At 33.1% G+C, this 17,006-nt stretch carries 5 protein-coding genes; all 5 read left to right on the forward strand.

Going from position 1 to position 17,006, the window contains the following annotated elements; genetic code table 11:
* Positions 1 to 299: 299 nt before the first annotated feature.
* Positions 300 to 1,601, forward strand: coding sequence for a helix-turn-helix domain-containing protein (locus CN946_RS00500; protein ID WP_098859421.1), 1,302 nt, complete (start codon positions 300 to 302; stop codon positions 1,599 to 1,601).
* Positions 1,602 to 2,104: 503 nt separating this feature from the next.
* Positions 2,105 to 6,265, forward strand: coding sequence for a S8 family serine peptidase (locus tag CN946_RS00505; RefSeq protein ID WP_098859422.1), 4,161 nt, complete (start codon positions 2,105 to 2,107; stop codon positions 6,263 to 6,265).
* Between the two features lie 509 nt (positions 6,266 to 6,774).
* Positions 6,775 to 10,905, forward strand: coding sequence for a S8 family serine peptidase (locus CN946_RS00510; RefSeq protein ID WP_098859423.1), 4,131 nt, complete (start codon positions 6,775 to 6,777; stop codon positions 10,903 to 10,905).
* A 635-nt stretch (positions 10,906 to 11,540) separates the two neighbouring features.
* Positions 11,541 to 15,716, forward strand: coding sequence for a S8 family serine peptidase (locus CN946_RS00515; protein WP_176547149.1), 4,176 nt, complete (start codon positions 11,541 to 11,543; stop codon positions 15,714 to 15,716).
* A gap of 124 nt (positions 15,717 to 15,840) precedes the next feature.
* Entirely contained in the window at positions 15,841 to 16,794 is a 954-nt protein-coding gene (locus tag CN946_RS00520) for a LysR family transcriptional regulator (protein ID WP_176547150.1), read from the forward strand.
* Positions 16,795 to 17,006: the final 212 nt, after the last annotated feature.

The following is a 17,006-nucleotide window of genomic DNA, read 5'->3' on the forward strand; positions in this document are numbered from 1 at the left end:
ATTTAGAAGTCCTCTGACTATTCCTTCTTAATATAAGATTATCTTATTATAATTTTAAACTAATTAATTTTATTAGAAAAGATTGTTCTTGTATAATAAAACCAATAAATATTGATGTTAGAAAATTGGAAAAATATTTGAAAAAACGAATCCTATCTTTTGGAATACTACATTTACGTCATAACTCAAACGATAGAAAAAACAATAATTTATTGCAACTTAAAAGAAATGTAATGACATAAACAAAAATTACTAAACTGAACTATTTCTAATAATGTCGGTTCATTAAGGAGGCTAAAATGTTAGTAGGAGAAATTTTTAAATTTTATCGTGAGAAAAATGGAATCAGCCAATCAAACCTAAGCAAAGAGATTTGCTGTAAAACATATATTAGTAGATTCGAAGGTGGAAAAGTGAGTATATCACCTGAAATTTTATCCAAATTAACAGAACGGTTAGGGATTGATCTAAACAAAGAAATGAAAGCATTACATCATATTGAACAGCGGTTAAAAGATTGGGATCTTGCCATTATTATGCAAAATTCCATTCAAATTGAGGAGATAAAATTAGAATTAGAAAATATACCGTTTATCAAAGCTTCTAAATATGCAGTGTATTATCACTTATTAACCGCAAGATATTATCTTCATAAAAAGATGTTACATGAAACTAAATCTTTAATCGAATATGCGGATAAAAATTTTCGTACGATTTCTGATTTTGAAAAAAATCTTCTTCTACACATTAAAGGAATGTATTGTATTAGTACATATCGGACTACTACGAGTGAAGATTTTCGAGCTGCCGCTAGAATTTTAAAACAAATTAATATAGAAGAATACAAAAATGAGGAATATTACTATCACTTAGCACTTGGCTATCATTATGCAAGGGGAAAAGTACTAGCTTATACATATGCTCAAAAAGCAAACGATTATTTCATTAAAACGCGTAATTATTTACAAGCGATAAATGCTCAAACTTTAATGTTAATGCAATTTGAAAGTGAAAATGATATCGATTTTATGGAATTAATTGAAAGCTATATGAATTTAATTCATAATTGCGAAAGTTTAGGCGCTAATGAAAAAAAACTTATTCTATTAAATAATTTAGGGGTAGAATACTTTAAAAGAAAAGAATTTGTACAAGCTGCACGTTATTTTGAGAAATCATTACACATGAGAGATCATTCAATCTATTATTTACGACGCTTCTACAATTATATTGAATCATGCTCAGAAGGAAAGTTATTGAATAAAGAAAATCTTTTAGAAGAAATAAGAAAAGGAATTGCTTTAGCTAAGACACATAATAGTCCGATTCACCTCACATTATTTAACCTCTTACTTCTGAATTGTAAAAAAAATCGAAGTGAGTATTTTGACTATTTGGCAAAAGTAGCTATTCCGCAGTTTGCTTCAACAAATAATGTTTTTTATTATGAACAGTATGGGAAAAAGTTATATAAATACTATATGGAATTAGGTCAATATAATGAAGCGATCGAATTGATTCAGTTCTTTAAGGATATTGGTAATCAACGTGATATTCCCATTGAAGCTAATCAAGTAAAAGCGGAAATGACGTGGATTTAATAAAAGAAATTTTAGGAGGAGCTTTAAATACTGGCTTCTCTTTTTTGCGTATTAGAAAGTATAAATTGGCAGCGGAGAAAAAACCTCGGCGTGGTTTCCAACTTTAGAAATTAAGTATAAGTGCAACTAGGCCTCCCTCTCTTTATTATGGTAATCATTGTAACTAATTTATAACTAGATTAGTTGATTTCTACTTTAGGTTACTAGTTATTAAGTGAGAAGGATGTTGAGACTTATATAAAGAACACAACTCTAGATTCTTAACTAGCCTGGAGCCCCTAAAGTAAGAAAGTGAAAAAATTATAAGGGAGTGTTATTACAAAACCTTCGAAGAGCACAAGTAAAAATAAGACCTTATTATTAAAAATCTATAATTTTTAATTTTACCAGAATATTCTAATTATTTATAATGAAATCAATAAATAGGGAAGGGGATGGAGTTAAGTCGGAAGTTGGAAATCATGCATTCTATTAAAATTAATATTTACAGGGAGACTTTAGAAATGGAGAAAAAGAGTAAGGTTTTAAAAAGTTTTACTGTATTAGCGTTAACATCAAGTTTTATATTAGGTTCACTTGGCCACATATCTCACAATACAAAAGCAGCTAGTCCAAGGAATGTAGACGAAATTCTAGCAAATTTAACATCGAAACAAAGAGCGGCACTTAATCAACTTTCAACAAATGAAGAGACAGGTCTTAAAATTTCTTCAGATATTAACTTAGCCTCGTCAAATCAAACCTCGGTCATTGTTGAATTTAACAATAAACCTGCTAAAATTGCTCAAATTGAAGCAAGTGTAGAGGGGCAATCATTATCTAAAACTGAAGCATCTAAACTTGTAGATCAGGACCATGAATCATTTTTAAATGACGTAGACAAAGTATTAACTAATGAAAATAATAAAAAAGTAAATTATAAGATTAATCGTTCTTATAAACATGCTTTTAATGGTGTCTCGCTTAGCCTACCAGCAAATCAAATTAAGAATCTATTAAAATCCAAAGTAGTTAAAACAGTTTGGAGTAACGAAACATTTTCGATTGACCCTCCTGCAAAAGAAGAAAATAATGAACAGTTAAAAACTGATGAAGCAAATGTTGCGAATTATGCACCTTATGATGGTTTAGACCGTTTACATGCAGAAGGGTATACAGGTAAAGGAATTAAAGTCGGCATTCTTGATACAGGAATAGATTACAACCACCCAGATTTAAAGGAGGCATACAAAGGTGGATATGACTTTGTTGGTAATGACAATGATCCGATGGAAACGACGTATGCCGATTGGGTGAATGCTGGAAAACCGGGAACAGCGGCGAACTTTTACACTGAGCATGGTACACATGTTGCTGGGATTATTGGTGGTCGTGGTGTAGCAAACAGTGAGTATAAAACAGTTGGTGCAGCACCTGGAGCAGACTTATATGCCTATAGAGTACTTGGACCTGGTGGTAGTGGTACAAGTGAAAATATTATCGCCGCGATCGATCGAGCAGTTCAAGATGGTATGGATGTCATCAATATGTCTTTAGGAGCATCAATTAATGATCCACTTTATGCAACTTCGATTGCTGTAAACAATGCTGTACTAAGCGGAGTAACGTCTGTCGTAGCAGCAGGTAATAGTGGGGATCAATTGTATACATTAGGATCACCTGGAGCTGCCGCATTAGCTTTAACAGTCGGCGCATCATCAATCGCACTTGATATTTACCAATATGCAGGTGTGCAAGATGGCAAAAATTATACGGTAAGACAATTAGCAAGAAATTATGATGATGATTTAACGACATTAAAAGGAAAGAGGTATCAACTTGTTGATGTTGGATTAGCAAATCCAGCTGACTTTAGTGGAAAAGATTTAAACGGTAAGATTGCGTTCATTAAGCGTGGATCGATTGCATTAATAGACAAAATCAAAAATGCAAAGGCAAAAGGTGCTGTTGGTGTATTAATTTATAACGATGAAACAAACAAAGCTGAAGGACCAATTCAAGCATTCTTAGGTGAATCAGTCGATGCGATTCCTGCATTCTCCGTCTCAAACGATGATGGTAATGCAATCGCAGCTGCAATTAAAGTTGGTAAAACAGATTTTACATACGGAGATTTCACAAAATTAAAAACTGCTTCTGATGAATTAGCTCAATTCAGTTCGAGAGGTCCATCTCGAGTGAACTATGATATTAAACCAGAAGTAACTGCACCTGGTGTATCAATCCTTTCGACGGTACCATTCTATGTAAACGATAAAACAGTTGATGGATCAAAACCAGAAGATTACAAATATGCGTATGAGCGCTTATCTGGTACTTCAATGGCTACACCTTATGTAGCAGGGGTCTCAGCTCTATTACTTCAATCAAATAGAGATTTAAATTCGGAAGATGTTAAATCAATTTTAATGAATACAGCAGATCCTTTGGCAAAAGATTATAGTGTTTTTGAAGTGGGAAGCGGTCGAGTAGATGCTTATGAGGCTATTCACTCAAATGTAGAGTTAGAGGTAGTGGACAAGACCCCTACCATTATGAATGGAAAACAAAAATCAATTAAAGAGTTAACTGGTGGAATGAGTTTTGGTTCATTTGGATTTGACAATCAAGATATCGCTGATTCACGTACAGTCACATTAAAGAATCGCAGTGAAAAAGCAAAAACATTTAATGTAGATGTGAAATTCCAAACTGGATTAAGAGGATCGAAGGATGCAGCTCAAAGCAATGTAACTTTATCAGGTCCTTCAACAGTTAAATTAAATGGAATTAGCCAAAAGTCAATTAAATTTAACTTAAATATTCCAAAAACAGCTGAAAAAGGCACGTATGAAGGATATATTACTTTCACGAATACTCAAGATTCATCTGAAACATACCAAATTCCATTTGGTGGACGTGTTATAAACGAAGGGATCGATACATTTAAAATTGAAAATCCAATGTTTTCAGACGAAGGCGCTTGGCCACAAACTAGTTATCCAGATCTTGACTTTTCGATGAATCTAAAATCGCATATGAAGACTTTAGATGTCGTATTACAAGATCCAAATACAGGTGAAGATTTAGGACTTGTGGGATTTTTTAATACCCTCCTTCTAAATGAAAATGAAACATATTATGTTGGTGCAGCTTTTAATACTTATTATTATCCATTTACAAGTGATTCAAAAAATCCAATTAGCAGTGATCCTGTCAAAATAAATACGGGTCATTATAAATTAAGACTTGTTGGTTCAAATGAAAAAGGTAAAACATTCTCGGCGGCTTCTGATTTCTTATATGAAGTTGGAACTCCTACAATAACTTCAAGCTTTGATTCGTTAGATCAAAAGGTTATTGAATATAATGAAAGTCAGTTAGATTCTAAGGGAGAATTTTTATATGATTTTAATATTAATGTAAAAGATCCTGAAGTTGAGGAAGCAAATCGATATGGTATTAATGTTGATCAATCAAGCAATTCAGTTGTTTCTTTTTACAATTGGGGAAGACCAACATTACCATCATATACAGATAAAAATGGAAATTATGACGAACATCAAATATTAGTTAGAAGTCAGATTCAACCTTTAACAGTTCAATTTTATGGATTAGACGCAGCGAGAAACGCTACTGCTGATGCTTCTGCAATGTTAAAAGTAGCATTTGTTAAAAATACTTATCCTTACTATTATTTAAAAGCAAATAAAAAAACTGTAACTACGGGAGAATCGGTTAATTATAGTGTTCGTTCGAATAATATTAAAAACTTAAAAACAACAAAAATTACATTGCCAGTCGATACCAATTTAGCTGCAATTGAAAATGTTGTTGTAAATGATGCAGTTAAACAATATGGTGATGCACAAGTATCTGTGACAACTACTCCTTATTGGGATAGTGTATTAAGTTATACATTTACATTTACGTATTCAGGTACAAAACCTTTACCAGAAGATTTGAAGTTATTTAATTTCGATATAAAAACACTTGATAAATATACGCGTTCAACTCCATTCTTATGGCATGTAATGGATGCTACAACATTTGATCAATCAAATGTTGAGACAGATAATGTCTATTCTTATATGGAAGGTTATACGACTAAATCGAAATTTTCAGTACTAGAGGGTTCATTACAATTAGAAGGAACGAAAAATCCGACTACTGGTGAACAGAATTATTCAATTGATCAAAGTAAAATCGGTGCAAAAGTAACGGTTACTTCTTATGATGTAAAAACTGTTGTTGAAGCTCCTATAATATCTAAAGCTGGTAGTTATATTGCTGAAGGACTTAAAGGAGATAAAAAAGCCTATACATTAAAAGTAGATGTACCAGGTCACTTTACAATGCAAAAACAATTAGTTTTATCGAATGAAGTTCGTGGTGAAACACTTGGAAAAAGATTAAGATACTTACTTGAAACAGCATCAGCTGGTGATGTAAATAAAGATCATGTGATTGATATTTTAGATGCAATAGCTGTACAAACATATTGGGGTACAAATAAAGCATCTGCAGATTTTAACTTTGATAAAGTCGTCGATAAGAAGGATATGGATTACATCATTAAAAATTATGGTTTGAAAAATCCGACAGTAGCAAATGCACCAAAAGCAAAAACTTCTTATAAAGGTATTACGTTAGACACTGTATTAAGTCAGTTAGGTTTAGAATAATAAAAATCAATTGGAAAGGAGAAGTCGTATAGTGGCTTCTCTTTTTTGATATGTCTGTTTCAGCAAAATAGGTGAAAATCTATTAATAAGTTAAACTAATTTTCGACTTAGGATGTTCACTTTCTGTTGGCAGACATTGAGCACTATATAATAAGCGAAATTCATTACTAATTTTTAGAATACTTTTCACAAAACATTTTATCAGAAAAACATCAGTGCTGATGTGAAAATTATATTTATAAAATATTTGAGACACAAAAAATACTTCAAAAGTGTTATTTCAATTCGATAGAATGCATTTTACAAAAATAAGATTTAGTTATTAAAGTTTGATAATTTTTAATTTTACCAGAAAATTCTGATTACGTATAATGAAATCATTAATTAGGGAAGGGGATAGAAATTAGTCGAAAATTGATAGATTATGTGCTCGTTTTTAAGGTTGTTTGAGGGGGGAATCGAACAATTTCTATCAAAATAAACAGTATATTTATAGGGAGATTAGTGAAATGAGAAAAAAGAGTAAAGTTTTAAAAAGTTTTACTGTTTTAGCATTAACATCAAGTTTTATATTAGGTTCACTTGGACATGTAACTCAAAACACAAAAGCAGCTAGTCCAAGGAATGTAGAAGATGTTCTGGCAAATTTAACTTCTGAACAAAGAGCGGCCCTAAATCAGCTTTCAACAAACGAAGAGACTGGTCTTCAAATTTCAAAAGACACAGACTTAAACTCTTCAGATCAAACTAGTGTCATAGTTGAGTTTAGTAATAAACCAGCAAAAATTGCTCGAATTGAGGCAAGTTTAGAAGGAAAAACATTATCTGAAACCGAGGCTAATAAGCTAATTGATCAGGATCATGAAACGTTCTCAAATGATGTAGAGAAAGTAATATCGGGTGATAATAATAAAAATATAAATTATAAGATTAATCGTTCATATAAACATGCATTTAATGGTGTCTCAATGAGTCTACCGGCAAATCAAATTAAGAATCTATTAAAATCAAAAGCCGTTAAAACAGTTTGGAGTAACGAAAAATTTTCGATAGATCCTCCAGAAGTAGATAATGATCAGCTAAAAACTGATGAAGCTAAAGTAGCAAATTATACTCCATATGACGGTTTAGATCGTTTACATGCTGAAGGGTATACGGGTAAAGGGATTAAAGTAGGAATTCTTGATACCGGAATGGATTATAACCACCCAGATTTAAAGGATGCTTACAAAGGTGGATATGATTTTGTAAATAACGATAATGATCCGATGGAAACTACATATGCGGATTGGGTGAAGGCAGGAAAACCGGGATCTCAAAATGGAGCGGACTATTATACTGAACATGGAACACATGTTGCTGGTATTATTGGTGGGCGTGGTGTATCAAATAGTGAGTATAAAACAGTCGGTGCGGCACCTGAAGCAGACCTATATGCTTACCGAGTACTTGGCCCAGGTGGTGGCGGGACAAGTGATGCGATTATTGCTGGGATTGATCGAGCAGTACAAGATGGTATGAATGTCATTAACATGTCGCTAGGAGCAACAATAAATGATCCACTTTTTGCAACTTCAATTGCAGTTAACAATGCAGTATTAAGTGGAGTGACTACTGTTGTAGCTGCAGGTAATAGTGGCGATAAAATGTTTACTCTTGGATCGCCAGGAGCGGCTGCATTAGCATTAACAGTTGGAGCATCTTCAGTTGCAATTGATATTTATCAATATACGGGCGTAAATAATGGTAAAAGTTACAATATAAGACAATTGACGAAAAACTATAAGGATGACCTAACTACATTAAAAGACAAAACTGTACAACTTGTCGATGTAGGACTTGGAGATCCAAGTGGCTATCAAAATAAGGATGTAAAAGGAAAATTTGTGTTCATGAAACGAGGAGTTTATACATTAGACTCTAAAGTTTCATATGCTAAAGCACAAGGTGCTGCGGGTGTTATTATGGCTAACGATGAAACAAACAAGGCAGAGGGAGCAATTCAGACATTCCTTGGTGAATCAATGAATGCGATTCCTTCATTCTCAGTTTCATTTGATGAGGGTTCAGTAATTTCTGCAGCATTAAGAGATGGTAAATCAGATTTCACATTTGGTGATTTCAAGAAAATTCAAACAGCATCTGATGATTTAGCTACGTTCAGTTCGAGAGGGCCGAGCCGTGTTAACTACGATATTAAACCGGAAGTAACAGCACCAGGTGTTTCAATTCTTTCAACGGTTCCGTTTTACGTAAATGATCAAACGGTAGATGGAACACATACAGAAGATTATAAATATGCATACGCACGCTTATCAGGTACATCAATGGCTACTCCATATGTCGCAGGTGTATCAGCATTATTACTTCAATCGAATAAAGATCTTAAGCCAGAAGATGTAAAGTCGATATTAATGAATACAGCAGATCCACTATCCAAAAATTATAGTGTATATGAGGTAGGAAGTGGACGAGTAGACGCTTATGAAGCAATTCATTCAAACGTTGAGTTAGAAGTAAATGATAAAACACCTATGTTTGTGAATGGAAAACAAAAATTAATTACAGAATTAACAGGTGCAATGAGCTTTGGATCTTATGGATTTAATGGTGAAGATATTTCTGACTCAAAAAATGTTACATTAAAAAATCGTAGTGAGAAAGCAAAAACATTTAATGTAAATGTTAAATTCCAAACGGGATTAAGAGGATCAAAAGATGCAGCATCAAATGGCGTAACGCTAGAGGGACCAACTTCAGTTAAATTAAATGGAATTAGTCAAAAATCGATTAAGTTTAACTTAAACATTCCTAAAACTGCCGAAAAAGGAACATATGAGGGATATATTATTTTCACGAATTCCTCAGATCCGACTGAAACTTACCAAATTCCATTTGGTGGACGTGTTGTAAACGAAGGTATTGATAAATTTAATATCGAAAATCCAATGTATGGCACAGACACAGCATGGCCAGCAAATGCATATCCATTTATGGATATTACATTTACACTAAAATCACATATGAAGACGTTAGATCTAGTACTACAAGATCCAACTACAGGCGAAGATCTTGGATTAGTAGGAACATTTAATGCAATTGCAGTAAATGAAAATCAAGAGTATTATACTCCTGCATTCAATACAATTTACTATCCATTTACAGGGGATTCGAAAAATCCAATTAGTAGTCAACCAGTATTTGTAAAAACGGGTCACTATAAATTGAAACTAGTTGGTACAAATGAACAAGGGAAAACATTCTCAGCATCGTCTGATTTCATTTATGAACTAGGAGCACCAACAATGACTTCAAGTTTTGATTCGTTGGATCAAAAAGTAATTGAAGTTAAAGATAGTCAATTTGATTCGAATGGAGAATTCCTATATGACTTTAACATAAACTTGCATGATCCAGAAACTGAAGAAGCAACTCGCTTAGGATTACCTGTCGATCAATCAAACAATTCAGTTGTTTCATTTTATAATGACGGATTTCCTACAAATCCAATCCAAACAGATAAAAATGGAAATTACACTGATAAAATTTTAGTGAGAAAACAAGCAGAGCCATTAAAAGTTCAGTTCTATGGTTTTGATGCTGCAAGAAACTTTAATGGTAATGCATCTAATATGTTAAGAGTCGTTTTTGTAGATCAAAATTTACCATATTTCTATGTAAAAGCAAATAAACAAACCGTTACAACAGGTGACAGTGTAAACTATACCGTTCGTTCGAATAATGTAAAAAATTTAAAAACAACTAAAATTACAATGATAAAAGATACTTACGCTTCAGTTGAGAATGTAGTTGTAAATGATGCAGTTAAAAAGTATGGTGATGCACAGGTTAGTGTAGAAAGTACACCAACGAAGTATATTTTTACATTTAATTATTTAGGTGATAAAGCATTACCAGAAGATTTACCGTTATTTAATTTTGACCTAAAAACTGCTAACAAATGGACAACAGATAGTATTAACTGGTTTGGTATGAGTGCAACAACAATTGATCAATCAAATGTTGTGACGAACAATGTTTATGCTTATATGGAAAGTTATAAGGTAAAAACAATGTATTCAAGGTTAGAGGGAGCATTACGAGTAGAAGCAGCAGTTGATCCAATTAAAGGAATAAATTATGCAATTGATCAAAGTAAAATTGGTGCAAAAGTAACTGTTACTTCTGCTGACGGAAAGACTGTTGTTGAGTCTCCAATTACAGATCGATTTGGTAACTATTTAATTGATGGACTTAAAGCAGATAAAAATCCTTATGCACTAAAAGTTGATGTACCAGGTTACTTTACGATGAACCAAAAATTTGAATTGTACTCTGATGTTCGTGGTGAAATCGTTGGAAAACGAATTAGATACAACTTACCAATCGCTGCAGCTGGAGATACAAATAAAGATAATGTTATCGATATTTTAGATGCTTTAGCTGTACAAACATATTGGGGTACAAATAAAGCTTCAGCTGACTTTAACTTTGATAAAGTCGTGGATGCAAAAGACATGAACTATATTATTGAAAACTACGGTTTACAAAATCCAACTGTAGAAAATGCACCTAAAGCGAAAACTTCTTATAAAGGTGCAACATTAGATACAGTATTAAGTCAGTTAGGATTAAAATAAAGATTTAATATTAGTGTTTGTAATTAAAGAGAAGGGAAGCTGAAATTTTCGGCTTCTCTTTTTTTTTACATTAAGAAAGTATAAATTGGCAGCGTAGAAGAAAACAGAGGCGTAGTTGCCAATTTTAGGAATTAAGTATAAGTGCAACTACGCCTCTGTCTTCACCTAAAGGCTCGCCAATCGGCGAGTTTTCTTTAGATTAAGAGAGTTTAAATTAGTAGTGTAGCAGATTACATCAAAGTGTTGCCAATTTTAGGAAATGAGTAAATGCACTTCTGGTTTAATCTAAAAGCTCGCCAGTCTTTGAGCCTTCTTTATTTACTGTTTAATTATAATTTGCTGATAAATCTTGGGTTTTTCTTAACAAAGATACATAAAAGGTAGGATCTGAAAGTGGTTTAGTATACTTTATGAATTTAGGAAAAATTAGATTCTCTTATTAATCTTGAATTATTTTTAATTTTACCAGAAAATTCAGATTACGTATAATTAAGTCAATAAATAGGGAAGGGGAAAGAATTTAGTCGAAATTTGGTAGTGTATTTGTTCGAATCTATTAATTAAAGAAAAGTTAATAATAGATTTTTAACAATTTCTATCAGTACAGATCAAAAAACATGCAGGAGGACTGGAAAATGGGGAAGAAGTTTACAAACAAAAAAATTGTAAAAAATGCTACTGCTATTACATTAGGTGTAGGTTTAATTTCTAGTAGTTTTCATGCTTCATATTTTAATTCATCGTCAAAGGTAAAGGCTGCAACATTTGATACGAATGCAGAGTCGATTTTAGCTAATTTAACACCTGCTCAAAGAGATGCCTTAACACAGCTTTCGAAGGATGATCAATCTGGATTATTCTTAAATCCAGATGTTAATATAGATAGTTCAGAAGATGTTTCTGTAATTGTACAATTCAATCAAAAGCCACATAAAGTAGCGGTACTTGAAGCAGCCTTAAAAGGTAATAGCTTATCTGATAGTGAGGCTAAAAGTTTAGAAGATGCCGATCATGAAACATTTGACAAAGACTTGCAAAAGCTATCAAGCGATGATGGTAAGTCATATAAGATTAGTAGGAAATATAAAAATGCTTTCAATGGAGTCGCATTAAAGCTTCCTGCAAATAAAGTTAAATCTCTTCTAAATTCAAAAGCAGTTAAAGCGATTTATGGCAATGAAACTGTTAAGGAAGATCTTCCAGTAGAAAAGGCAGAGGATTCAACTAAAACACAAGGACAAGGAATGGCAGATGAGCGTTCATATCTACAAATCGATAAATTACATCAAGAAGGCTATACAGGTAAAGGAGTAAAGGTCGCTGTACTGGACACTGGAGTAGATTACAATCATCCGGACATAAAAGGTGCTTTTAAAGGCGGATATGATTTCATTAGTAATGATAGTGATCCGATGGAAACGACTTATGATGATTGGGTAAAAGCTGGAAAGCCGGGAGGAACCTCTGGTGCAGCAAATTATGTAACTGAACACGGAACACATGTATCCGGAACGATTGTAGGACAAGGGAAAAATGCTAGTGAATTTGCAACTACTGGAGTCGCTCCAGATGCTGACCTTTATGTATATCGTGTACTTGGACCTGGGGGTAGTGGAACGACGGATGGCATTCTAGCTGGAATTGATCGAGCGGTAGCAGACGGTATGGACATTATGAGTCTTTCTTTAGGTGCTAATTATAATGATCCAATGTACCCTACTAGTATCGCAATAAACAATGCTGTCTTAAATGGAGTAACAGCAGTTGTTGCAGCTGGAAATGCAGGTAATAAAATGTATACTGTAGGATCACCTGGTACAGCAGCTCTAGCATTAACAGTAGGTGCTAGCAGTGTACCAATTACGACACTTGGAGGCAAAGGGTCGATCGACAATGTAACTGCATCATTACTTTTGATGGCAAAAGGCGCTGGAGATGATATTTCAAAATTAAAAGGCGTTACGAATTCGGTTGTAGATGTAAATCTAGGTGAAGCATATTCTGGTAAGGATGTAAAAGGTAAAATTGTTCTAATGAGTCGTGGAACTTATACATTAGATTCTAAAATCTCGGTCGCTAAGTCACAAGGCGCTGCAGCAGTTCTTATGTATAATGACAATCCAACTGAAGGACAAATTCCAACCTTCTTAGGAGATGGTGTGAATTTTATCCCAACGTTCTCGTTATCTAACGCAGATGGACTTGCTTTGAAGAAAAAGCTACAATCAGGATCTGTTAACTTTACATTTACTGATATAGGTGAAGCGAAAACTCAGGGAGATACATTAGCAGACTTTAGCTCTCGCGGTCCTTCACGTGTAAACTATGATATTAAGCCTGAAATTACGGCACCGGGTGTGAGTGTATTATCAACTGTCCCAGGCTTTATTAATAGCCCAAATGATCCGACTGATTATAAAAATGCGTATCAAAGAATGTCTGGTACATCGATGGCAACACCATTTACAACAGGAGTCGCAGCTTTACTGAAACAAGCGCAACCTGATTTACAACCAGAAGATATAAAAGCAATTTTAATGAATACTGCTGATTCATTAAGTAAGCCATATAGCGTATTTGAGCAAGGTGCTGGAAGAATTGATCCTTATAATGCAATTCATTCAACGATCGAAATTAAAGTTAAAGAAAAAACATCGACTATTATCAATGGAAAAGAAAAACAAATTAATGAAGATACAGGTGCATTGAGCTTTGGAAATGTAGCGTTTGATGGTTCAGATTATTCAGATACACGTTCTGTTACGTTAATGAACAGAGGAGAAAAATCGAAAACTTTTGATGTAAAAGTCAATTTCCAATCAAATCTGCGCGGTTCAAAAGATGCACAAGCAAATGGAGTAACTGTTCAAACAGATTCAACAGTTACACTAAAAGGGATTAGCCAAAAGAAAACAACTATTACCTTGAATATTCCGAAAACAGCAGAAAAAGGGATTTACGAAGGCTATGTAGTGTATACAAACAAAGACAATCCTTCAGAAACTTACCGAGTTCCATTTGGTGTACACTACGTTGAGCAAGGGTTTAATTACTTTAAACTTTATAAAAAATCAGTGCCTGAATCACTAATTCAAAGCAGTCAAAAATGGAATCGAACAGATGCTGCTAACTTTAGCTTAAGTTCACATATGAAAACAATTGACGTAGTTATATCGGATGCAAAAACTGGTAAAGATCTTGGTATTGCTAATTCGTATGATGGAGTAGCATATGATGAAGGTGTTGATAATGTACTTGGTTTCGTTTACTGGGGATATTACCACCCATTTACAAATGATCCGAATAATCCAATCGGTATGAGAGATGACCAACTTGTCTTACCAAAAGCGGGGCAATATGTATTAAAATTGGTTGGTACAGATGATGACGGAAAACAATATACAATCAGTCAAGATTTATTTGTAGATGGTACAAAACCAAAATGGGATGTTCATGTAGAAGGTGAAGTACCTGGAAAACAAATCGTTGAATATAAAGATGGACAAACTACAGTTGGTGTAACAGGGCATATTACAGATGATAATGTTGCGGTAAAACAAGCTGCTGGAATTAGTGCTGATCAGACACAAAATCAATTTTTAGCTTATTATAATAGTTACCTGCCAACTGGAAATTTAACACTTGACAAAGACGGTAATACATCTGATGAAATTGCAATGTCACCGGATTTACAAGTATTACCTGTAAAATTTGAAGGAATGGATGAAGCGACAAATGGTAATCTCCAAAGTCAATATTTTTTCGTAAATGAGCATACGCCTTATGTATATGGTCAGATAAATGCTCCTACAACATACAATAAGGTATTGGCAAAGCCAGGGGACACATTTACAATGACGTTAACAGCAAATAATGTAAATAAATTAAAGAAAGCGAACTATAAATTCTCAGATACATCAGGTACAAAAATTACAAATATTTCATTGAATCCTGAAGCTAGGAACCTTGGAGCGACACTAGACGTAAAACAAACTACTTCAGGAAGCACGATCTCATCTGATGTTACTGTTAATTTTAATGGAACTACTGGTGTTGATGGTGATATACCAATGGTAGATTTAACACTTCAAGTGCCTAAACCGCTTCTGCCAAGAGATAATATATCATTTAGCCAATATGATTCATCTAGCCCAGTTACATCAACATTTACAAATGTAGATAATGTAACTTCTAGTCCTTTTACAAGCGTGACATCAATTAGGATCTTAAAAAACGACCAAACAGAATTTGTAGGATATATACATGCAGAAGGATTTAAAAATGCTTCCGGTAATTTGGATTCTACAAAAGATTACTCAAAGAGTTCGCCAACTTTAACAGTAATTGATAGTAATGGAAAAGTAGTAAAAACAAATATCGTCGCAAAAAATGGATCGTTTGATATTACAGGAATGGATCCATCAAAAGATGATTATACGTTAATCCAAGATATTCCAGGTCATTTTACAACGTATTACTCAAAAATTAATGCTCATTATGATCTAGATGATAAATTATATGGTGTATGGTATAGAGTAGGTATAGAAAGCACTCCGTATGCAACTGCTGGAGATGTAAACAAAGACGATGTAATCGATGTGAACGACGCATTAGCAATCCAAACATATTGGGGCACAAATAAACGAAGTGCTGATATTAACTTCGACGGTACGGTTGATGCGAAAGACTTGGCATTTGTTGAAAAGAATTACTTAATGCAAAACCCTTGGATTCCAGCTCCTCCAAAACCAGTTAAAAAGTATAAAGGAAGTACTTTAGAATCAGTTAAGAGTCAATTAGGAGTACAATAAAAGTAAGCCTGTTCTCTACATTTGAGAACAGGCTTTTTCTAACATATAATACCATAACATTAACTAGATATATTCATTTCAAATTATGTTAAAATATTAATAATGTAATATGAAGGAGAAGAAAATGAGTATCAACAGTACGAATATTTACAGCATGAATATACAAAAATTAGAGTATCTAGTTGAAGTTGCAAAAACCGGTTCCTTCTCGATTGCTTCACAAAATCTATTTGTAAGTCAGTCTGCTATTAGTCAATCGATTGTAAGTATCGAAAAGAAATTAGGGATAAAATTATTCGAACGAACAAGAGGAGGAAATAATGCGATTCCAACAATTGATGGAAAACAAATTATACCTTTAGCGAATGAAATCGTTCTAAAATATCAAGAATTAATCCAGAATGTACAATTAATTAATGATAATATGACCGGTAATTTAAAAATATCTACAGTACCGGGTTTTATTACACAACTTTTAAATCCAATTTCAGCTATAAAGGAAGAACATCCGAATATCACAATTGATGTCTTTCTTAAACCAGGCCAAGAAATTATTGAAGATGTACTAGAGGGCCGTAGTGATATAGGGATTGTACCATTTATTAAACATTTACTAGAAAGTAATGAATCTCTAATTTATCAAAATTTATTCACAGCTAATATGAAGTTATTAGTCAGTAAAAAGTCTCCTTTAGCAAAAAAATCATTTGTTACTCCACAAGAAATCGTTAAAGAAACTCTTCTTGTATATAACGGTGTATATATGCAATGGTTTAAAAATAATTTCTATAAAAAGTTTGGACAAATGAAGGAATTATTTACATCCACAAATGTTGATACAATTTTTAAGGCGATTAGTGATAACTTAGGTGTCTCATTTGTTCCGTACATTTCTGAAAATTACAACATTAACGAAGAGATTAAGGTTTTAGATATTGAAGGTTACGAGGATCTACAAATTCAATATGTGTGGTTAATGTCTAGTAAGAAAAGATATTCAAAATTGATAGACGACTATATAACGAAATTAAAAGATGAGTTAAATGTAAAAGATGAGTTAAATGTAAAAGATATGTAAAAAAGTGGATGACCATTCATCCACTTTTTTATTTTAGTCGATCAATTAAAGACACCCTGCCTCCTTAAAACCATTAATTATTTATTGCACAAAAATTCCACAGACTTTTTAGAAACAATGGTTGCACAAACAACTAAATCAAGATCTTTAAAGCTTTTTATATTTGACTTCATTTGATACAGAAAGGATTTATGCTTTTTTAATGAAGTAAT

Origin of the sequence: Bacillus sp. AFS053548 (genome assembly GCF_002575105.1) — a bacterium.
Taxonomy (GTDB): domain Bacteria; phylum Bacillota; class Bacilli; order Bacillales; family Bacillaceae_G; genus Gottfriedia.